General features: G+C 49.1%; 21 protein-coding genes. 17 read left to right on the top strand and 4 right to left on the bottom strand.

The window, feature by feature from the left end:
- Positions 1-39 precede the first annotated feature (39 nt).
- The 10 genes from H8876_RS01745 to H8876_RS01700 all read left to right on the top strand — a co-directional run bounded on the left by H8876_RS01745 (position 40) and on the right by H8876_RS01700 (position 8,295).
- Positions 40-207, top strand: coding sequence for a hypothetical protein (locus H8876_RS01745; protein ID WP_249286279.1), 168 nt, complete (start codon positions 40-42; stop codon positions 205-207).
- Positions 208-221: 14 nt separating this feature from the next.
- Positions 222-770 (top strand): cysteine hydrolase family protein, encoded by a 549-nt coding sequence (locus H8876_RS01740; RefSeq protein WP_249286278.1) that lies wholly within the window; start codon positions 222-224, stop codon positions 768-770.
- A 33-nt stretch (positions 771-803) separates the two neighbouring features.
- Positions 804-1,550, top strand: coding sequence for an NAD(+) synthase (gene nadE, locus H8876_RS01735; protein WP_249286277.1), 747 nt, complete (start codon positions 804-806; stop codon positions 1,548-1,550).
- A gap of 390 nt (positions 1,551-1,940) precedes the next feature.
- Positions 1,941-2,807 (top strand): substrate-binding domain-containing protein, encoded by an 867-nt coding sequence (locus tag H8876_RS01730; RefSeq protein WP_249286276.1) that lies wholly within the window; start codon positions 1,941-1,943, stop codon positions 2,805-2,807.
- A 22-nt stretch (positions 2,808-2,829) separates the two neighbouring features.
- On the top strand, positions 2,830-3,681 hold the full coding sequence (gene pstC / locus H8876_RS01725) for a phosphate ABC transporter permease subunit PstC (RefSeq protein WP_249286275.1): 852 nt from the start codon (positions 2,830-2,832) through the stop codon (positions 3,679-3,681).
- Complete coding sequence (pstA, locus tag H8876_RS01720; RefSeq protein WP_249286274.1) at positions 3,678-4,544, top strand: phosphate ABC transporter permease PstA; 867 nt, start codon at positions 3,678-3,680, stop codon at positions 4,542-4,544. Before pstC ends, pstA begins: the two co-directional genes overlap by 4 nt.
- Positions 4,545-4,550: 6 nt before the next feature.
- Positions 4,551-5,300 (top strand): phosphate ABC transporter ATP-binding protein PstB, encoded by a 750-nt coding sequence (pstB, locus tag H8876_RS01715; protein WP_177265217.1) that lies wholly within the window; start codon positions 4,551-4,553, stop codon positions 5,298-5,300.
- A 1-nt stretch (position 5,301) separates the two neighbouring features.
- On the top strand, positions 5,302-5,973 hold the full coding sequence (phoU, locus tag H8876_RS01710) for a phosphate signaling complex protein PhoU (protein ID WP_249286273.1): 672 nt from the start codon (positions 5,302-5,304) through the stop codon (positions 5,971-5,973).
- Positions 5,970-6,647, top strand: a complete 678-nt coding sequence (locus H8876_RS01705; protein ID WP_249286272.1) for a response regulator transcription factor — start codon at positions 5,970-5,972, stop codon at positions 6,645-6,647. The genes phoU and H8876_RS01705 overlap by 4 nt, the downstream gene beginning before the upstream one ends.
- A complete protein-coding gene (locus H8876_RS01700; RefSeq protein ID WP_249286271.1) occupies positions 6,640-8,295 on the top strand; it encodes a sensor histidine kinase in 1,656 nt (551 codons plus the stop codon). Before H8876_RS01705 ends, H8876_RS01700 begins: the two co-directional genes overlap by 8 nt.
- A gap of 496 nt (positions 8,296-8,791) precedes the next feature.
- On the opposite strand, the gene H8876_RS01695 is transcribed toward H8876_RS01700, so the two are convergent.
- Entirely contained in the window at positions 8,792-10,060 is a 1,269-nt protein-coding gene (locus H8876_RS01695) for a beta-ketoacyl-[acyl-carrier-protein] synthase family protein (protein ID WP_249286270.1), read from the bottom strand.
- A gap of 160 nt (positions 10,061-10,220) precedes the next feature.
- On the opposite strand from H8876_RS01695, the gene H8876_RS01690 reads away from it, so the two are divergent.
- From H8876_RS01690 to mnmA, 5 genes are all read left to right on the top strand, one after another.
- The gene (locus H8876_RS01690; RefSeq protein ID WP_249286269.1) at positions 10,221-10,547 is read left to right on the top strand and encodes a DUF896 domain-containing protein; all 327 of its coding nucleotides are present in this window, start codon (positions 10,221-10,223) and stop codon (positions 10,545-10,547) included.
- Positions 10,548-10,663: 116 nt separating this feature from the next.
- Positions 10,664-11,119 carry a hypothetical protein gene (locus tag H8876_RS01685; protein WP_249286268.1) on the top strand — a complete coding sequence of 152 codons (456 nt, stop codon included), beginning with the start codon at positions 10,664-10,666 and terminating at the stop codon, positions 11,117-11,119.
- A 141-nt stretch (positions 11,120-11,260) separates the two neighbouring features.
- Positions 11,261-12,430 carry a cysteine desulfurase NifS gene (gene nifS, locus H8876_RS01680; RefSeq protein WP_249286267.1) on the top strand — a complete coding sequence of 390 codons (1,170 nt, stop codon included), beginning with the start codon at positions 11,261-11,263 and terminating at the stop codon, positions 12,428-12,430.
- A gap of 4 nt (positions 12,431-12,434) precedes the next feature.
- Complete coding sequence (locus H8876_RS01675; protein ID WP_249286266.1) at positions 12,435-12,893, top strand: iron-sulfur cluster assembly scaffold protein; 459 nt, start codon at positions 12,435-12,437, stop codon at positions 12,891-12,893.
- Positions 12,883-14,013 (top strand): tRNA 2-thiouridine(34) synthase MnmA, encoded by a 1,131-nt coding sequence (gene mnmA / locus H8876_RS01670; RefSeq protein WP_249286265.1) that lies wholly within the window; start codon positions 12,883-12,885, stop codon positions 14,011-14,013. Before H8876_RS01675 ends, mnmA begins: the two co-directional genes overlap by 11 nt.
- A gap of 388 nt (positions 14,014-14,401) precedes the next feature.
- Here mnmA and H8876_RS01665 read toward each other — a convergent pair whose 3' ends face one another.
- From H8876_RS01665 to H8876_RS01655, 3 genes are read right to left on the bottom strand one after another with little or no spacing between them, the layout of a single operon-like run.
- The gene (locus tag H8876_RS01665; RefSeq protein WP_249286264.1) at positions 14,402-15,127 is read right to left on the bottom strand and encodes an SGNH/GDSL hydrolase family protein; all 726 of its coding nucleotides are present in this window, start codon (positions 15,125-15,127) and stop codon (positions 14,402-14,404) included.
- Positions 15,128-15,147: 20 nt separating this feature from the next.
- Positions 15,148-16,122, bottom strand: a complete 975-nt coding sequence (locus H8876_RS01660) for an aldo/keto reductase (protein ID WP_249286263.1) — start codon at positions 16,120-16,122, stop codon at positions 15,148-15,150.
- Between the two features lie 45 nt (positions 16,123-16,167).
- Entirely contained in the window at positions 16,168-16,605 is a 438-nt protein-coding gene (locus tag H8876_RS01655) for a PA2169 family four-helix-bundle protein (RefSeq protein WP_249286262.1), read from the bottom strand.
- Positions 16,606-16,699: 94 nt separating this feature from the next.
- Here H8876_RS01655 and H8876_RS01650 point away from each other — a divergent pair, with 94 nt between their 5' ends.
- Together H8876_RS01650 and H8876_RS01645 are read left to right on the top strand one after the other, a co-directional pair.
- Positions 16,700-17,335, top strand: a complete 636-nt coding sequence (locus tag H8876_RS01650) for an L-2-amino-thiazoline-4-carboxylic acid hydrolase (protein ID WP_249286261.1) — start codon at positions 16,700-16,702, stop codon at positions 17,333-17,335.
- Between the two features lie 3 nt (positions 17,336-17,338).
- Positions 17,339-17,878, top strand: a complete 540-nt coding sequence (locus tag H8876_RS01645; RefSeq protein WP_249286260.1) for a GNAT family N-acetyltransferase — start codon at positions 17,339-17,341, stop codon at positions 17,876-17,878.
- The last annotated feature ends 151 nt before the right edge of the window (positions 17,879-18,029 follow it).

Raw genomic sequence — 18,029 nt, 5'->3', positions numbered from 1 at the left:
TCGTGGGCTCGGAGATGTGTATAAGAGACAGGGATACAGATGGTGCGAGAAATGAAGAAAGAAGGACTTGATGCGGATCAGATGCTGGAGCGGTATCGAGACAGATACTGGGATCCCATCATGGAGCAGGAGCAGCCTATCGAAGCGTTTTTAATAAATGCGAAGAACATTATCAAAGCTGCGCTGCGTGCTTTGGATGAAAAATAAAAGGAGGAGCTGCCATGAAGGTTTTGATCGTTGTGGACATGCAGAATGACTTTATCGACGGCGTTTTGGGAACGCGGGAGGCGGTGGCGATCGTTCCGCATGTAAAGGAAAAAATCGAGGCGTATCGTGCAGAAAAAAAGACGGTGATCTTTACGAGAGATACCCACGGAGAGGATTATCTGCTGACACAGGAAGGACGAAAACTTCCGGTGGAGCACTGCATTCGCGGAAGCCATGGATGGAAAATATCATCGAAACTGGATACGGCGGACAGTGAGATCATCGACAAACCGACATTTGGATCCTATGATCTGATCGAGCGCCTGGAAGAGCTGGATCAGGAGGATGCTCTGGAGTCTGTGGAGCTGGTAGGGCTTTGCACGGACATCTGTGTGATCTCAAACGCGATGCTGGTGAAGAACCGGTTCCCGGAGCTTCAGGTCATGGTGGACGCTGAGTGCTGCGCGGGCGTGATGCCGGAAACACACACAACGGCTCTGAAGGCTATGGATCTGTGTCAGATAGAGATTTTGCATGGTCATGCAGGAGAATCGGAAGAATAAATATAATAGCATAGAAAAACGTGAGGTGATGAAATGAGTTTTGATGCAGAAAAAATAAGAGATGAGATCGTACAGTGGATCCGTGACTGGTTCGAGGAGAATGGCAAGGGCTGCAAAGCGGTAGTTGGGCTTTCCGGCGGCAAGGACAGTTCGGTGGTCGCAGCGCTGTGCGTAGAGGCTCTGGGCAAAGAAAATGTATTCGGTGTGATGATGCCAAACGGGGAGCAGTTCGATATCGATGTGTCCCACAAGCTTGCGGAGCATCTTCGGATCGAAAGCATCGTGGTCAATATAAAGGATGCATATGAAGGCATAGTAGGAGAACTTGCAAAGCATTTTGACAGTTTCGAAGGACAGGCGAGAGTCAATCTGCCGCCGCGTCTTCGGATGGCTGCTTTGTACGCTGTATCTCAGACGGTCAACGGCAGGGTGGCAAACACCTGCAATCTGTCGGAGGACTGGGTAGGGTATGCGACCAAGTTCGGTGACGGAGCAGGGGATTTCAGCCCTCTGTCCAAGCTGACGGTGCAGGAAGTCAAGGCAGTAGGAAGGGCTCTGGGCCTTCCGAGCATGTTCGTGGATAAAGTACCTATCGACGGGCTTTGCGGTCTGAGCGATGAAGACAACCTGGGATTCACTTATGCGGTGCTGGATCGCTATATTAGAGAAGGGATCTGCGAGGATGAAGAAACCCGCCAGAAGATCGACCGGATGCATAAAGCCAATCTCTTTAAGCTGCAGCCGATGCCGACATTCCCGTACGAACCGGAGCACTATTAGATCGGATCGATGGAGCACTCGATGAGACTCCTGAAAAAGAGATTGCGGAGCATGCCCATTTATGGTATATTGTACTCGATGGTTTTACTGTTTCAAATGAGGCGGTAAGAATTCTATCAGGCATGGACCTGAAATGGCAAGAGGGGTCTTACATATAAGGTCTAAAAGAAGTAAGCCTAGTGGTTTTTATAAAAAGACGTCAAAACAGTTTTTTCTGTGATGGCGTCTTTTTATTTGTAAAATCCGTCATTAAGACATTCCCTATCCTCATATTCTTTTACATACATTTTACATCTCTGCGGTTTTGTATTTAACATACCATCTCTATAATACAGACTGTACAAAAGAGAAACCTATAAAAAATCAAAAGAAAGAATAGGAGAGAGAAAAATGAAAAAGAGCAAATTAGCAAAAGTTCTTACAGTTAGCCTTGCGGCACTGATGGTGTTCGGGCTGGCAAGCTGCGGAGGCGGCAGCGGAAAGGTGTCCGACAAGGATATCACAGTTATTTCCAGAGAGGAAGGCTCCGGAACAAGAGATGCGTTTACAGAGCTGACTGGAGTTCTGCAGGATGATGTGGACAAGACAGTTGATACAGCAGAGATCTCCAACAGCACTTCCGTAGTAACTCAGTCAGTTGCAGGAAACGATGCAGCGATCGGATACATCTCCCTGGGTTCCCTGGACGACACTGTAAAGGCAGTTAAGGTTGATGGCGTAGAGGCGACTGTTGATAACATCAAGAGCGGCGACTACAAAATCCAGAGACCGTTCAACATCGTAACAAAAGGCGAAGTGAAAGAACTTCCGGCTGACTTCATCAAGTTCATCATGAGTAAGGATGGACAGAAGATCATCGAAGACGAAGGTTACATCTCCGTTAATGAAAATGCAGAAGCTTACAAGGCAAGCGGTCTTAAAGGAAGCATCACACTCGCAGGTTCCACTTCCGTATCTCCGGTAATGGAAGTATTAGCTGACAAGTACAAGGAACTCAACAGTGGTGTTACGATCGAGATCCAGCAGACAGGATCCGGCGCAGGTATCCAGAGCACAACAGAAGGTGTATGTGACATCGGCATGGCGTCCAGAGAACTGAAGGATGAAGAAACAAGCCAGGGTCTTAAGAGTGAAGAAATCGCACTGGACGGAATCGCAGTGATCGTGAACAAAGACAACGGTGTAGAAGACCTGTCCATGGATCAGATCATGAAGATCTTCACAGGAGAAATCACCAACTGGGCTGACGTAAAATAAGTAAAGAAACAGGTACAAGAAAATGCGAAAATACAGTGAAAACATTATGAAGATCGTATTCTTGACAGCAGCATGTGTCTCCATCATAGCAGTAATCCTCATCTGTGTGTTCTTGTTCGCAAGTGGCGTACCGGCCATAAAGGAAATCGGAGTATCCGATTTCCTTCTTGGCGATTCATGGAAGCCGAATCAGGATCTGTACGGGGTGTTCCCGATGATCATCGGCAGTGTGTATGTCACGGCAGGTGCTATCCTCATCGGAGTTCCGATCGGACTGCTTTGTGCGGTATTCATGGCACGCTACTGCCCGAAGGGACTTTACAAAGTGCTGAAACCTGCTGTGGATCTTCTGGCAGGGATCCCATCCATCGTATACGGGTTCTTTGGCCTTATGGTCATCGTGCCGCTGGTGCAGGGATCTCTTGGAGGCAGCGGGAAATGTCTTCTGACCTCATCGGTTCTTTTGGGGATCATGATCCTGCCAACGATCATAAGTGTATCAGAATCGAACATTCGTGCTGTTCCGGAATACTATTATGAAGGTTCCCTGGCACTGGGAGCTACGAGAGAGAGAAGCATCTTCCGTGCTGTGCTTCCGGCTGCTAAAATGGGCATCATGGCCGGGATCATCCTGGGGATCGGAAGAGCGATCGGTGAAACCATGGCAGTCGTTATGGTCTGCGGAAACCAGGCGATCATGCCGGATGGTCTGACGAATGGTGTGCGGACTCTGACAGCCAATATCGTTCTGGAAATGGGCTACGCGTCCGGGCTGCATCGAGAAGCACTGATTTCGACAGCAGTAGTGCTTTTCGTGTTCATCCTGATCATAAACCTTTCCTTTATGGCATTAAAAAGGAGGGCTGACCGATGAAGAAAATAGGAAAAGGCTCCTGGGAGCAGTTCTGGCTCACATATAAAAACAAACCGGGATCTCTGGCAGTACTCATATGCGTGATCCTGGCAGCAGCCATCACAGTGGGAGTTTTATTCTCGCTGATCATATATATACTGGTAAACGGCGTGGTACATCTTAAGCCGGAGCTGTTTGCCTGGGAATACAACACAAGCAACATGTCCATGATGCCGGCGATCATCAGTACGGTGTATATTACAGCACTGTCTCTTCTGATGGCGGTTCCGGTAGGGATATTTTCGGCCATCTATCTGGTGGAATACGCCAAGAGGGGCAGCAAACTGGTCAAAGTTATCCGGACGACGACGGAAACTTTGCAGGGGATCCCGTCCATCGTGTACGGCTTGTTCGGATATATTCTGTTCGTTATCACCCTTGGCTGGAGTTATTCCATGCTGGCCGGGTCGGTGACGCTGGCAATCATGATCCTGCCGCTGATCATCCGAACAACAGAAGAGGCACTGATTTCTGTGCCGGATTCCTACCGGGAAGGAAGTTTCGGACTGGGCGCCGGCAAATTGCGTACGGTTTTCAAGATCATTCTGCCGTGTGCTGTGCCGGGGATCCTGGCAGGTGTGATCCTTGCCATTGGCAGGATCGTAGGAGAAAGTGCTGCATTGATCTTCACATCAGGAACGGTAGCGCAGGTTCCGGGCAGTCTGTTCGATTCTGCAAGAACCCTTTCGGTTCACATGTACGCACTTTTGTCGGAAGGACTTTATACGAATGAGGCATATGCAACAGCAGTTGTACTGCTGGTACTGGTCATCCTTATCAATGCGTTTTCCGGCTTTATTGCGAAAAAACTGGCAACGAGGTAGTTAAGTATGGATAAATATACAATAGAAAATCTGGAGCTTTTTTACGGTGATTTTAAAGCTTTAAAGAATATCAATATGAAAATACAGGAAAAAGAAATCACCGCATTTATCGGGCCGTCCGGCTGCGGTAAATCCACACTTCTTAAAACGCTCAACCGCATGAACGACCTGGTGGAGGGCTGTAAGATCACTGGAACGGTAAAGCTGGACGATCAGGATATTTATGGTAAGATCGACGTGAACCTTTTACGTAAAAGAGTCGGTATGGTGTTTCAGAAACCAAATCCGTTCCCTATGAGCATCTATGATAACATCGCATACGGACCGCGAACTCATGGGATCCATTCCAAGGCAAAGCTGAATGAAATCGTGGAGAAATCACTGCGGGATGTAGCTATATGGGATGAAGTAAAAGACCGTCTCAACAAGAGCGCCCTGGGCATGTCGGGAGGCCAGCAGCAGAGACTTTGCATCGCGCGAGCTCTGGCGGTGGAACCGGAAGTCATCCTGATGGATGAACCAACTTCCGCACTTGACCCGATCTCTACGTCCAAGATAGAAGAGCTTGCCATGGATCTGAAGGATCGATACACCATCATCATCGTTACACATAATATGCAGCAGGCAGCGAGAATATCCGATAAAACAGCATTTTTCCTGCTGGGCGAGATGGTAGAGTTTGACAAGACGGAAACACTTTTCTCCGTACCGAAGGATAAGCGGACGGAAGATTATATAACAGGGAGGTTTGGCTGATATGCGTACACGATTTGATGAACAACTGGAGCAGCTCAACATGCTGCTGATCGACATGGGAGCATTGTGCGAGGAAGCAATCAACTATGCGGTCGGTGCACTCAACGAGGGATCCGAAAAAATGCGGAAGCTGACCTACGAAACCGACAAACATATCGACGACCGGGAAAGAGAGATCGAAAACCTTTGTCTGAAGCTTCTTTTGCAGCAGCAGCCGGTAGCACGCGACCTGCGTCAGATTTCCTCGGCACTTAAAATGATCTCCGATATGGAGCGGATCGGTGACCAGGCAGAGGATATCGCCGAGATCACCGAGTCCATTAAAAAACCTAAGGAAGAGATCTGTGGCGATCATATCAGCGATATGACGAAGACCGCTATTTCTATGGTAACGGAGAGCGTGGATTCCTTTGTGAAAAAGGATCTTGAGATCGCCCGTGCCGTAATCAAGAAAGATGATATCGTTGACCAATTGTTTCTGGAAGTAAAGGATGATATAATCAGTGCTGTAAGAGAGGACAAGACGCCGGGTGAATATTTCGTCGACATCCTCATGATCGCAAAATATCTGGAACGCATCAGCGACCATGCGGTCAACGTGGCAGAGTGGGTCATCTTTTCTCTGACGGGACAGCATGTAAATGAAGAGCTGATAGAAAAGGAACGCTTATGATTTATTTTCTGGAAGATGATAACAACATCAGAAATTTCGTGATTTACGCACTGAACAACACAGGACTTTCGGCGACCGGTTTCGGAACGCCCAGCGAGTTCTGGGAGGCGATGAAAACAGAAAAACCTGAGCTGCTTCTTCTGGATATCATGCTTCCGGAAGAAGACGGGATCTCCATTTTAAAAAAGCTTCGCAGCAAAAGCGACACTAAGGATCTGCCGGTGATCATGCTGACGGCAAAGGGCACCGAGTACGATAAAGTGGTCGGTCTGGATACAGGTGCGGACGATTACGTGGCAAAGCCTTTCGGGACCATGGAACTGATTTCGAGGATCAAGGCGCTGCTGCGTCGTGCCGACCGGCGGGATCTGCATACGGAATACCGCAGAGGAGATCTTTATCTTTGTCCTGCAAAGCATATCATCCGCGTCGATGGAAGGGATATAACGCTGACGCTCAAGGAGTTCGAACTTCTCTGTCTGCTCTTTGAGAATGAGGGTATCGTGCTGACGCGGGACGAGATCCTGAACAAAGTCTGGGGCTATGAATTCGATGGAGAAAGCCGGACGGTGGATGTTCACATCCGTACGCTGCGTGCAAAGCTGGGGGATGCCGGAAAATGCATTGAAACCGTTCGCGGCTTAGGATATAAAATAGGAGGCGGCAATGACTAGGAAAATCTTTAGCAGTATTCTTTCGGTGTCGGTTATCGTGTTGCTGCTGTGTCTGATAAGCATCTCCGGGATCCTGTATGGATATTTTGGAAATGTCATTAAAAAGGAACTTCGCACGGAAGCCGATATCATGGTGCAGCAGATCGAAGAAGACGACACGTACCTGCAGAATATGAATGCGATCGATAACCGGGTCACTCTGGTGGATGCCGACGGCAAGGTGCTGTTCGATTCACAGGCGGATCCGGCTGATATGGAGAATCACAATGGCAGACAGGAAATCAAGGAAGCGCGGGCTGACGGTGATTCGACAGTGACCCGCTATTCGGACACGCTGTCTACCAAGACGATTTATTATGCAAAGGCTCTGCCGGATGGCAAAGTGCTGAGGATCGCTCAGCAGCAAAGCATGGCGGTGCTTTTGTTAAAAGGGGTAGTAGCTCCGTTCATCGCGATACTTGTCGCTATCGTGATCCTGGCGACGATCTTGTCTCGTGTGATCGCGAAGAGGATCGTTGAACCGATCAACGATCTGGATCTTGATGACAGTGAAGAGGAGGAACCGTACCATGAACTTGCGCCGCTGGTTACGAAGATCCGGCAGCAGAATCACAGGATCCAGCGACAGCTGGAAGAAATGGAGCGGGAACAGAAGGAATTTAAGGAAATCACCAATAATATGGGAGAAGGATTCCTGCTGTTAGACAAAAACCTGGAGATCCTGTCCTTTAACAAAGCAGCTATCGAGCTGCTGGGATATGGTGATGAGGAAGCTCCGGATTCGGCATTTGAACTGAACCGCTCGAAGAGCTTCCGAATGGCGATAGAAGACGCATTGAGCGGCAAGCATGCGCAGAACCTTCTGGAAACGGAAGGAAAGTGCTACAGTGTCATGGCAAGTCCGGCTTTTGAAGCCGATGAAGTGGTGGGATGTGTTGTGATCGTAGTGGATGTGACGGAAAAAGAGCAGCGCGACCGCTTGCGCCGGGAATTCACTTCTAATGTGTCACACGAGCTTAAAACACCGCTGACGACTATATATGGCGTTTCAGATATGATGGCGGAAGGTATCGTGAAACCAAACGATGTGAAATCCTTCGGTAAAAATATTCGGGAAGAGTCCGGCAGAATGATACAGCTGATCGATGATATCATTCAGCTGTCGCGTCTGGACGAGGATGCTCCTCTGGATGATGAACTGCCTGTAGATCTCTTTGATACGGCACATGATGTGATCGATCGTCTGCGGGATCATGCGAAGGAAAGGGGCATCAGCCTGTATCTGGATGGAGAATCCTCCGTGATCACAGGAAGCCCGGCTCTCTGTGATGAGATAATCTACAATTTATGTGAAAACGCGATAAAATACAATAAGGAAAATGGTTCGGTGACCATTACCGTACACGATCTGCGGGAAGGCACGGAACTGATTGTAGAAGATACCGGGATCGGGATCCCGTATGAATACCGGAATCGCGTATTCGAGCGGTTTTTCCGGGTAGATAAAAGTCACAGCCAGGTGGTGGACGGTACGGGACTCGGACTGTCTATCGTAAAACATGCTGTTGCGCGAATGGGTGGAACCATCGAGGTTGACAGCGTGGAAGGCGCTGGAACGAAGATGATCATCCGATTCCCTCGGAAATAGAAACTTTCTAACCTTTCTTTTGATTTGTAACGATAAGGGACCTCCGTCCCGCAGCTGTTGAGGCCGGCTGTGGGACGGAGGTCTTTGTATACAGGCAGAGAAGAAATCGTGTTTCGATAAAAATACATGCAATTTTAATAAGAGGGTTTGACAAACAGAATATATAGTGCTATCATGTAACTGGTTACAGAAACTAGTTACATGCATGATTTGGTGCTGGATCCAATAGGTTTGGGTCCGGCATTAGGTCTAGCCAGCAAGTCCATAATATAATCCTTAAAAATAAGAGGTAAAGTATCACATAACACAAAACGAGACAGCGTATGACGACCGCTGTCTCGTTTTGCTGTATCGCAAGCGCACAAGGTATAGAAGCGATAAAAGCTGCAGCCTGCTTTTTCTCAATAAAATAATAGCTCCCGGAACGATTCCGCAGCTGCGCAGCAGCGAGGACCTAGTGAGGGGAGCTATTTTTTATTTTAGGTAAATATAGGCTTTATTCCGCTTCGTACTTCTTCACGATAATACTGGAGTTTTGACCGCCGAAGCCGAGGGCGTTGGACATGGCTGCGGTAATCTGTGTTTTACGCGGACCTTCCGGTATGAAGTCCAGATCGCAGGCAGGATCCGGCGTATGGTAATTCAAAGTTGGCGGAAGGATGCCGGTTTCGATGGCTTTGACACAGGCGATCACTTCCGTGATGCCGCCAGCACCCATCAGGTGACCGGTATTTCCCTTTGTGGAGCTGACCGGCGGGATCTTGGATTTAAGATCCTCCGGCATTGGCTGTTCTTTATCTTCCCAGCCGTACAGCGTTTTGATGGCAGCCACTTCTACAGGGTCGCCTACCGGGGTGGATGTGCCGTGAGTGTTGATATAGCCAATATCCTCCGGCTTCATGTTCGCCTTGCGCAGAGCGCTTTGCATACATGAGACAGCACCGCTTCCGTCCGGGCGTGGAGCCGTTACATGATAACCGTCCGTATTGTTTCCATAGCCTGCCAGGCTGCAAAGGATCTCAGCACCTCTTTTACGTGCGTGTTCTTCTGTTTCCAGGATGATAGCGCCGCCACCTTCGCCCATGACGAAGCCGTCGCGGTCTGCATCAAACGGTCTGCATGCCGTCAGCGGATCCGGATTTTTAGAAAGTGCCTTCGCCTGTGCCAGAGTGGACATGATGATCGGGCAGTGAGCGCTTTCTCCGCTGACTACCAGTATCACGTCTGCTTCTCCGGAGTTGAGCAGCATCGCTGCAACGCAGATGGCATCTCCACCGGAAGAGCATGCTGTGCTCACGGTAAAGCTGGGGCCGTGGATCCCGTATGAAATGGCGATCTGTGCTGCTCCAAGATTTCCCAGGATCTTCGGCAGAAAACGCGGGCTGACTCTTTTTTTGCCGTCCACGCTGTAGGCGCGTTCGGTGTCTGCGATGATCGATGTTCCGCTCAAGGCAGTTGCCATGACGATACCGATGCGGTCAGCTTCAGGTTCTATTTCGATCCCGCTCTGTTCGATGGCTTCCTTTGCAGACGCGTAAGCGTACTGAATGAATGTGCCGGTTTCTTTGGCCAGTTTGCCAGGCATGTAGTTTTTCGGATCAAATCCCTTTACTTCTCCTGCGATGGTAATCGGCACGTTTTCGTCTTGGAAGCGGGTGATGCGGTTGATGCCGCATTTCTGATTAAGGATCCCCTGCCAGTATTCTTCAACGCCGATGCCAATAGGCGTCACCGCACCAAGGCCAGTAATGACTAAATTTTCCATCGTGTGTAAATTCCCCTCCTTGTATTGCTGATCGCACCAAAGTATGATGCAAATTTTCTTCAAACTTCTGCTATTTTATCACAGAAATTACGAAAAGTCATCCTTTGTATGCAAACTTTGTGGTATACTGTGACGTAAGAGATCAAAACAGGAGGGGCTTATGCTGAAAAAGGAAAAAATCGACCGGATCAATCATCTGGCAAAGAAATCGAAGCAGGAGGGGCTTACTGAGGCAGAAAAAGAAGAACAGGCAGTTCTTCGTAAAGAATATATCGAGAATTTCCGGGAGCAGTTCAAGGGACATTTGAATCGGATGAAATTCGTAGAAGACCTGTCCGAAGAAGAACTGGCCAGACTGCAAAAGGAAAACGAGGAAATCCGCAGAGCCAATGCCAAGGCTCAGCGTGAACAGGAACATCTGGAACAGTCCGGGGAGCAGCTGCAGGAAAAAGCAGAAGAGATCTACGATAAAAACAGACAGAATTAGGATAGAAATGACGGCGGGAAACAGCACGTTTCCCGCTTTTTGCGTGATAAGATGAAAGAGCACAGGCAGATGGCGGACAAGCCGCTTCACAGGGATCTGCCGGAAAGGGGCTCTTTATGGGCAAGGGAATGAGATGGCTGCGTGTACTTTGTGTCTGCGCGATGCTATGCATCTTCGCAACGCTCTTAACAGCTGCAGCAGAAAGTCCGGAAACACGCACGGTGGAATCGCTCTTGAAAACACGAGTGGCGATCTTAAACAACATGCTGACTGGGAATATCACGTGCAGCGAAGGTCAGGAACAGCTGAAAAAGGTCGAAACGGACGCCCTTTACACGAAAGATGTAGAAAATATCCGTGCTTACGACGCGTCTGATTATGATGCCATGGAGAAAATGGAGATCCTGTCGCTGCAGCGGCAGGGCAAGGTTTGCGATATCCTGCATTATGAAGCGAAGATCCGCTGGAACTGTGTAGGCTATGACGGAGCGTATGTGGACACCGCAACATACCAGATCGGTGTTTCCTGCAAAGATGACACATATCGTCTCATTTCCATAGAAATTCTATAAGTTTTCTATGAATTTCAAAGATTTGTTTTTAAAACAACTTGCAAACTTCATTAAATTGGTATAATATAAAGCGTGGAAAGTTACATAAAGCAAACTCAGATAGAAAATAATAGAAATATCAAGGCAAAAGGAGATGCGGTTATGAGACAGGTTTATTTAGACTATTCAGCAACAACGCCTGTTAAGGAAGACGTGTGGAAGGCAATGCTTCCATATTATACTGATTTTTACGGCAATCCGTCCAGTCTTTACAGTGTAGGACTTGAGGCAAAGGCCGGTTTAGATAAAGCCAGAGGTCAGGTGGCGGATCTGATCAATGCAGAACCGAGAGAAATCACGTTCACATCATGTGGAACAGAAGCGGATAACTGGGTTCTGGAAGGTGTTGCGGACAAGCTGAAAGAAAAGGGAAAACATATCATTACAAGCAAGATCGAGCACCACGCGATCCTGCATACATGCGAATATCTGGAAAAGCACGGCTTTGAGGTGACTTATCTGGATGTAGACAGCGAAGGTTTCGTGAAGCCTGAAGTGCTGGAGGACGCGATCCGTGATGATACGATCCTTATCAGTATCATGATGGTGAACAACGAAATCGGAACGGTAGAACCGATCAAGGAACTGGCTGCTGTTGCGAAGAAACATAAGATATATTTCCATACAGACGCTGTACAGGGTCTGGGTAACGTGCCCATCGATGTAAAGGATCTGGGAATCGACTTCATGTCCATGTCTGCTCACAAGATCTACGGTCCTAAAGGCGTTGGCGCACTCTATACGAGAAAGGGAATCAAGATCCCGAATTTCATGCACGGCGGTGCACAGGAAACTAAGCGGAGAGCCGGTACTGAAAATGTTGCCGGTATCGTGGGATTCGGCAAGGCTGCAGAATTGGCTCATGCTAATCTGGAACACCATCGGGCGCATTGCAGTGAGCTGCGTGATTATCTGAGAAAAGAAATCGAAGAAAAGATCAGCGGCATCCAGGTCAACGGTCCGAGAGATCATCGTCATCCTGGAAATCTGAATGTATGCTTTGACTATATCGAAGGGGAATCCATACTGCTGATGCTGGATGGATTCGGTGTGGCAGTATCCACGGGATCTGCATGTTCTTCGAAATCCCTGGTTCCGTCTCATGTACTGGAAGCTATCGGCGTTTCCATTACAAAGATGAACGGTGCAGTGCGGTTTACTGTCGGAGACTTTACAACGAAAGAAGATATTGACTATACAGTAGATGCTTTGAAAACAGTCGTAGAAAAACTGAGAGAATGGTCTCCGGTAACGGGACAGGAAGGATGGTAGAAACATGGCACTGTATAATGATAAAGTAATGGAATATTTTATGAATCCTCACAATGTGGGAGAAATTGAAAACCCGGACGGCAAGGGAACTTATGGAAGCCCGGTCTGCGGGGATATGATGCAGATCACCATCAGCGTAGATGACAACGATGTGATCACTGATGCGAAATTCAAGACTTTTGGATGCGGCAGCGCGATCGCTTCTTCCAGCATGGCGACCGATATGATCATCGGTATGAAGGTCGAAGATGCGCTGGAGCTTTCCAACCAGAAGATCATCGATGAGCTGGGAGGACTGCCTGCTGTAAAGATCCACTGCTCTGTTCTGGCAGAACATGCGATCAAGGCTGCGATCTATGATTATGCGCAGAAGCACGGCAAGACTTACAAGGGTCTTGAAGGTTTTGATCCAAACGAAGAGGAAGATCACCATCACGATGTGGAAGACGAAGATGAAGAATAAAAAAGTTGTGTTAGGATTAAGCGGCGGAGTGGACAGCACTACCGCTGCTTTGTTATTACAAGAAAAAGGTTACGAAGTCATCGGGTTATATTTTGACGCTATGGGAAAAGGCAGAGAAGATGCCGGTGCGGTACGTGCAGAGATGGCGGCGAAGCAGCTGGGGATCAAATTCCTGTACCGGGATGTCAGCGATATTTTCCGGGAAAAGGTCATAGGGAATTTTTGCAGCGAATACGTCTGCGGCAGAACGCCGAATCCGTGCATCGTCTGCAACCCTGATGTGAAGTTCAAGACCCTGCTTGCGGCGGCAGACGAAGAAGGGGCTGACTGGATCGCCACGGGTCACTACGCAGGTACGTATCAGGATCCGGAGAGCGAGGAGTGGTTCATTCGACGTGCAAAGAGCGAGGCAAAAGATCAGTCCTATATGCTCTATCGTCTGGGAGAAGACGTTATCTCACGTCTCATCCTGCCCCTCAACGATGCGGAGGACAAGGAGGCTGTGAGGGAGATCGCACGGAAAAAAGCGCTGAAAAATGCGGAAGATAAGGATAGTCAGGAAATCTGCTTTATCGAAGATGGCGATGATTACAAAGCATTCCTCAGACGGAATGGCTGCGATCTGCCTAAGGGCGATTTCGTGGATGCTGATGGCAACATCCTGGGCGAGCATCAGGGGATCCTCCACTACACCATCGGACAGCGAAAAGGTCTGGGTATCGCTCTGGGAAAACCGGCATTTGTCACCGGGATCGACAGCGAAAAGAATCAGGTGGTATTAGGGGATAATCAGGATCTCTTTAAGACAAAGGTTGTTTCTGATGGGAACATTTTGCTGGGGATCGACTTTTCGCGTCTGGCGCAGCAAGAACGTGAAGCTCGCCAGGCGGACGGCGAGAGTGGCGAGGCCCGGTCTCTGGGGATCATAGGGTTTGACGATATGTCGGGGATCACGGCTAAGATCCGTTATGCTGCAAAGCCTGCGGCAGCTTCTTTAAAGCTCCTTCCGGACGGGAAGATCCTGGCGACATTCGAAGAGCCGCAGCGTGCGCCGACTCCGGGACAGTCCATCGTATTCTACCGGAACGATCTGGTGCTGGGCGGCGGATTTATTGTGTAGGAGCAGAAAATCACTTGCGATTTTTTTAAGAGAGAGTTATAATTTAGAAAAAGAATAATACTGCCGGAGCGCTTTTCAATCAGAAAGCAGACGGTCAGTTCATATCATCAGTTAAAAGTAACCGTGAGATGAAAGTGGCGGTTACTTTTTTGTTTCATTGATGTATGCAATCAGGATCATTAAGATGATCGAAAGTATGGATAATACAATAGAAAGCATTTCAAAGTCACTCATTAAGTATCCCCTCCTTTTTGAGATTTCCCCTAAGGGATTTCTATGAAAACAGAGGGCCCAGTCCCTCTGAAGGGAACTGACCGCCTACCGTTGTTCCGGCAGTATGCTATATTATACCATGAAAAAATATGCAAAACAAGAAAAAAATGTAATGCTATTTTAGATACGGTTTCAGATTCTCAAATACGATCCGGTAGCCGTTGGGATACATGTGGACACCCTCTACGGTGTATTCCGGTTTTAACGCGCCTGCGTTATTGGTGAGGCCGTCGTTGACGTCGATATAGTGACAGCCGTGTTGTTCCGCCAGCTGTGCGATCTTCGCATTGGCCTGGCGGACTTTTTCGTTGGTGCGGGTCTTGAATTTTTCCTTGAGGAACGGGTCTTTCATCATGGAGATGACCCGGGTGTTGATGGGGTAGTATGCCATCATGTAGATTTTCATTTCCGGGAGTTTTTCCTGGCAGGCCTGCAGGATCTTTTCGTAGTTTTCCAGCAGGTGAGGCATCCAGGACGGTTTGTCGTCAGCGTCAGCCGGCGTGCTGTTCATATCGTTGGTGCCGATGTTGATAAAGAGCCTGGACGGCTCCAGATCCAGCAGCATGGTGTCAATGTCACGCAGAAATTCATCGGTGGTGTAGCCCCCGATCCCCCGGTTGTAGACCAACAGGCCGTTTTTAGACAGGTCGCTTTCTGCGTAGAGCTCAGCTACCAGGAAGTGCTCCATCAGGGAGGAACCGGTAAAGAGTATCTGGCCTTTTTTTATGTACTGGTTGAGATACTGGAAATTCTTTAATTTCCGGGCTTTTTCGGCCTGGAAATCGGCTTCCATGGCCTGGTGAAGCAGGGCGTCGAGTTCTGGTGTGTGATTGGTTGTCATAGCGGTAACTCCTTCTTGATTTAGAACAGAATAATAGCCCGTACCGGACAGACCGGTGCGCAGTAGCCGCAGGTGAGGCAGACGTCATCGTCCACTGCAGCCAGGCCGTATTGGTTCCAGTGGATCGCTTTGTTGGGACAACGCCGGATGCAGGCGCCGCATCCTTCACAGTCGCCGGCATCAATGTGGATGCGTTTATGACTGATATCGGGAACGTAATCTCGTGGCAAAGTGCCGTCCGCATACGCGATCAGCCGGTCTATTTCTTCTTTTTTCCCGATGCCTACCATGGTAGAATCTACGCCGGGAAGACCTGTGACGTAGTCAAGAGCCTTTACATAATCCGCCGTTAGATTGCCTCCGCCGAAGGCTTTCATGGCGAAGACGCCCTTTCCCGCATTGTGGCAGGCCTGGATAGCAGCCTCCATCTCTTCGCAGGTGCCGGGTCCGTCGCCGTTGCGGATCCCCAGGCTGGCAAAATTGATCAGCGGGAATACTACGTCGCACTCGGGAATATGAGCCATCTTAGCAGTAACGTCTACGTGATGGGTGGACACACCGATGGCGCGAATCACGCCTTTTTCTTTATAGTCCTGAAGGCACTGCCAGGCTCCGGCGCGCATGTTCCAGTCGGGATCCTGCCGGACTTCGTGAAGGAGGAAGATATCTATGGTCTCCAGATCCATTTCCTCAAGAGCTTCCTCGATGGCATCTTCCATTTCTTCGTAGGCAGATCCCAGACATTTGGTACAGATCACCGGGAAATCCGGATTTTCCGGTGATCGCTCTATGCCTTTCAGGGCTTCGCGAAGATAGGGATAAGTCTCGTAATACTGGGCGGTGTCGAAGAAATTGATGCCTTGGTCGATGGCATAGCGGATCAGTTCCGCACCTTCCTGCAGAGGAAGATCCATCTGAGAACCGCCCATGGTAAGAACCCCGAATGCCACCGGGGTCACGTATAAATCAGTTGTTCCTAGTTTTCGTTTTTTCATGTTCTGCTCCGTATTCTGTGATGATTCAAATAGTATTATAGCACGTTACAGGAAAGGGTGCAGTTGTTTCTCCAGATCTTCTTCTGCAGCGATCAGCTTGCGGGCCGTGTCACGGACGGAAAGGTCGGCGTGATCGTACTGATTCATATATTTATACAGGGTTTTCGTCCCCATATCGCAGCCGCGGGTGATGATGTCGGCGGCAGTCTGGTCGCTGTCGTCCATGGACATTTTCATGTTGCCGGTCATCCACGCCATGGCTTTGGTCATCAGGCTGGGATCCTCCTCATAGCTGCCGTAGCCCTTGATGAGATCCCGCAGTTCGCCCTGCAGACGGCGGTGATCGTTGCGGGATGCGGTCACGATCTGTTTGAGCCGATCGTCCTTGATTCGATCCAGCAGCTGGTCGAAGGTATAAAGCCCCATCTGAACGCCCAGGTCGGTTTCCCGCAGCAGATTCAGCGTATCGGGATGTGTTGTCATGATAAAATTCCTCCTCATGTTTTCGTTTTCTGTATAGTTTGCCCGGCTTGCGGGAAGTTATGCGTGGTGGTATACTTTTGGTGGAGGAAATATCATGAAATACGATATGACAGCCAGGGTCTACGGGCTGGTATTCCGCAGGATCCTGGGATCTTATTATAAAAAGCATGTACCGGAGATGTCTGCGTCTAAACGGCGCGCCGTGTTCCGCAGGATTCAGGAAGAATACAAAGCCATGCTGGAGCGGACGCCTGGCGTGGGCAGCAAGGAGAACAGCCTGGAAGACGACCTGATAGGCGCCTGCTGGTTCTTTGCACTGGCAAAGGCCGACCCCGACATGAGCCCGGAGCGGATGGAAGATGTGATCGCCGCTGGGATCCAGTCGAACTTCATGCAGAAATCTCACCGAAAAGAGCGGGAAAACGGAACTTTGTTTTCTGATGAAGTGCAGGATAAAAAGCTGCAGGAGGCGGAGCGTTCCCGACATTCTAAATATGAGATGGACTGGAAGTTCACCTACGAAAAAGGCGAGGACGAGTTCTACTGTACGTACACCGAGTGCGGCATATGCAAGCTGGCGCAGCGGGAGCACATGGAAAACTGGCTGCCGTGTCTTTGCAGGATGGACTACGGGACGTACGATATGGTGGGTGCGGAGCTGATCCGCACCAAGACTCTGGCGGCAGGCGACGACTGCTGCAATTTTCACGTGATACGGAAGAAAGGATAGAGTATGATCGAGAGACTGACAGAAGCAGATTTTGACAAGATGTTCTCGTTGATGGAGCGGAGTTTTCCGGAGGATGAACGGCGGGATTATAACGGCCAGCGGGAACTCTTCGCAGAACCTGCCTACAATCTTTATGCAAAGAGATCGCCGGAGGATGCTGCTTTGCAGGCGTTCCTGGCGCTTTGGGAGCTGGGCGATATGGCGTATATCGAGCATTTTGCAGTAGATCCGGACTGCCGCAATGGCGGACTGGGCGGAAAGATTTTGCAGAAGGTGATCGAAGATACAGATATGCGGATCTGTCTGGAAGTGGAACCGCCGGAGACAGAGATGGCGGCAAGGCGAATCGGATTTTATGAGAGAAACGGATTCTATTATAACGACTACTTCTATATGCAGCCGCCTATTGCAGAAGGACGGAATGCCATCCCGCTGCGGCTGATGACTACGGGAGGTCCGCTGGACGAGGAGGAGTTTTCCCGGATGCAGGGACTCTTATATAAGAATGTATACGGCGTTCCAGAGGACTGGAGCTGGAAATAAAGAATATAAAAGAGAAAACAAAGAGACTGCCTGGAGGCAGCCTTCAGACTGTAGACAAAAGCCCGACCTTAGAAATAAGGTGTCAGGCTTTTTCTATGAGGAAAAATGTTGTAAAACATTGAAATTTCAACGCATAAAGCCTGTAATATGA

Source organism: Lentihominibacter faecis (genome assembly GCF_014306095.1).
GTDB classification, from domain to species: Bacteria; Bacillota; Clostridia; order Peptostreptococcales; family Anaerovoracaceae; genus Lentihominibacter; species Lentihominibacter faecis.
The sequence above is the reverse complement of the archived record's forward strand: the minus strand, read 5'-3'. Positions and strand labels throughout refer to the sequence as shown.

Coding starts and splice junctions, on each gene's coding strand:
- H8876_RS01745 (WP_249286279.1), top strand. CDS start 40: ATGGTGCGAGAAATGAAGAAAGAAGGACTTGATGCGGATCAGATGCTG.
- H8876_RS01740 (WP_249286278.1), top strand. CDS start 222: ATGAAGGTTTTGATCGTTGTGGACATGCAGAATGACTTTATCGACGGC.
- nadE (WP_249286277.1), top strand. CDS start 804: ATGAGTTTTGATGCAGAAAAAATAAGAGATGAGATCGTACAGTGGATC.
- H8876_RS01730 (WP_249286276.1), top strand. CDS start 1,941: ATGAAAAAGAGCAAATTAGCAAAAGTTCTTACAGTTAGCCTTGCGGCA.
- pstC (WP_249286275.1), top strand. CDS start 2,830: ATGCGAAAATACAGTGAAAACATTATGAAGATCGTATTCTTGACAGCA.
- pstA (WP_249286274.1), top strand. CDS start 3,678: ATGAAGAAAATAGGAAAAGGCTCCTGGGAGCAGTTCTGGCTCACATAT.
- pstB (WP_177265217.1), top strand. CDS start 4,551: ATGGATAAATATACAATAGAAAATCTGGAGCTTTTTTACGGTGATTTT.
- phoU (WP_249286273.1), top strand. CDS start 5,302: ATGCGTACACGATTTGATGAACAACTGGAGCAGCTCAACATGCTGCTG.
- H8876_RS01705 (WP_249286272.1), top strand. CDS start 5,970: ATGATTTATTTTCTGGAAGATGATAACAACATCAGAAATTTCGTGATT.
- H8876_RS01700 (WP_249286271.1), top strand. CDS start 6,640: ATGACTAGGAAAATCTTTAGCAGTATTCTTTCGGTGTCGGTTATCGTG.
- H8876_RS01695 (WP_249286270.1), bottom strand. CDS start 10,060: ATGGAAAATTTAGTCATTACTGGCCTTGGTGCGGTGACGCCTATTGGC.
- H8876_RS01690 (WP_249286269.1), top strand. CDS start 10,221: ATGCTGAAAAAGGAAAAAATCGACCGGATCAATCATCTGGCAAAGAAA.
- H8876_RS01685 (WP_249286268.1), top strand. CDS start 10,664: ATGGGCAAGGGAATGAGATGGCTGCGTGTACTTTGTGTCTGCGCGATG.
- nifS (WP_249286267.1), top strand. CDS start 11,261: ATGAGACAGGTTTATTTAGACTATTCAGCAACAACGCCTGTTAAGGAA.
- H8876_RS01675 (WP_249286266.1), top strand. CDS start 12,435: ATGGCACTGTATAATGATAAAGTAATGGAATATTTTATGAATCCTCAC.
- mnmA (WP_249286265.1), top strand. CDS start 12,883: ATGAAGAATAAAAAAGTTGTGTTAGGATTAAGCGGCGGAGTGGACAGC.
- H8876_RS01665 (WP_249286264.1), bottom strand. CDS start 15,127: ATGACAACCAATCACACACCAGAACTCGACGCCCTGCTTCACCAGGCC.
- H8876_RS01660 (WP_249286263.1), bottom strand. CDS start 16,122: ATGAAAAAACGAAAACTAGGAACAACTGATTTATACGTGACCCCGGTG.
- H8876_RS01655 (WP_249286262.1), bottom strand. CDS start 16,605: ATGACAACACATCCCGATACGCTGAATCTGCTGCGGGAAACCGACCTG.
- H8876_RS01650 (WP_249286261.1), top strand. CDS start 16,700: ATGAAATACGATATGACAGCCAGGGTCTACGGGCTGGTATTCCGCAGG.
- H8876_RS01645 (WP_249286260.1), top strand. CDS start 17,339: ATGATCGAGAGACTGACAGAAGCAGATTTTGACAAGATGTTCTCGTTG.